Source organism: Ruminobacter sp. RM87, from assembly GCF_000701925.1.
In the GTDB taxonomy this organism is placed as follows: Bacteria; Pseudomonadota; Gammaproteobacteria; order Enterobacterales; family Succinivibrionaceae; genus Ruminobacter; species Ruminobacter amylophilus.
In genome coordinates, this window is sequence record NZ_JNKD01000123.1 from 1 (window position 1) to 1215 (window position 1215).

Sequence of the window (1215 nt, forward strand, 5' to 3'; positions counted from 1 at the left end):
TTCTGTCGTTTTTGAATATCTCTTCAACGGAAAATGAGGCTAACGTGAGGAGTACCTGTTCGTTCATGATTTGCTTTACTTTTTCTTCAATTTCGTGTTTGCTTTTGTCGAACAGAAAGTTTACGGCATTTTCTAAATAATTATTATCCTCCGAGAGCTGAACACTAAAACTCAGATTGATGTCGATATGAACGTTGTTGCGTATGGGAGCATTCTCCTGTTTAATCAATATATGAATAAAAGGGCTGTTCTGTCGTGAACCAGGTACTGCTTCTGCTTCTATAGTATTTCTGTGTTATGTAAGCTTCTTTATTTTTCAGATACCTGAACAGGAGCAGTTTATTCGTATAATCCTATTATGGATTCGATATCCATATTTACTGTATGTAATCCGCTTTTCCTGAGTTCATGCTCTATATTGTTTTTTGAATGTGTTTTTCGCGGGTAAATGAGGCAACTGCGGGCGGTATCTGTTTTCTTATTATTTTTTCCACCATGTCGCAAATATCTGGGTAACTTTTATTGAACAGCATATGTACGGCTTTTTCAATATTTTTCCTCGTTTTCGACCATTATTACTTTAGCGTCCACACATACGGCACTGATGACGAGACTGTCGCGTGTCAGGATATTTTCTTCCATTACATTTGCAAATACCTCAATGCTATCCATGTATTAGTAATCCTGAATATACGGTAAAACAAGAACTCTGCCGCTGCGCACATATTTCAGTACCTTGCCGTTTCTGATTTTGCTGTAAACCACAAGAATTTTATCCTGCGCACATTGCTTAAAGAGCAGCTATCTGCCTGCAATCCATATGAATTTGATGAACATGGAAATTACAACGACAAGGATAGCGATGCGCATGAAATCTGACTTCACTGATTACTTCTTTTCTGTTTATTTTTCTGACCGTAGTACAGATATCTGCCGGACTTTTTCATTGCAGGTAAAAACACAATGTGTCTGTACGTATATACGGATTACTGAATCATTTCTGATTTTAAAGTATTCATTTACCAGATTTTCGGGAATTATCGTAACGACGTCTGAAGTTTCAGGTACACTGTGTAGTAAAGCTGCAGATTATATACGGCTGACTGTTTGATTTCAAATGTATTCCGGCATTTTACGATTTTTGGCTTTTTTCATGACCACTCCGTTGTCTGTTTTTTCTTGTTTGCAGGTGGTCAACTTTAATTCGTTTAGGTG

General features: G+C 37.2%; 2 protein-coding genes. Both read right to left on the reverse strand.

The window, feature by feature from the left end; genetic code table 11:
• Positions 1–229: SPFH domain-containing protein (locus T489_RS15550; protein ID WP_037320130.1), on the reverse strand; the 229-nt coding region annotated here is incomplete at its 3' end.
• 317 nt (positions 230–546) lie between these two features.
• The gene (locus tag T489_RS15660) at positions 547–672 is read right to left on the reverse strand and encodes a hypothetical protein (protein WP_255327023.1); all 126 of its coding nucleotides are present in this window, start codon (positions 670–672) and stop codon (positions 547–549) included.
• Positions 673–1215 lie beyond the last annotated feature (543 nt).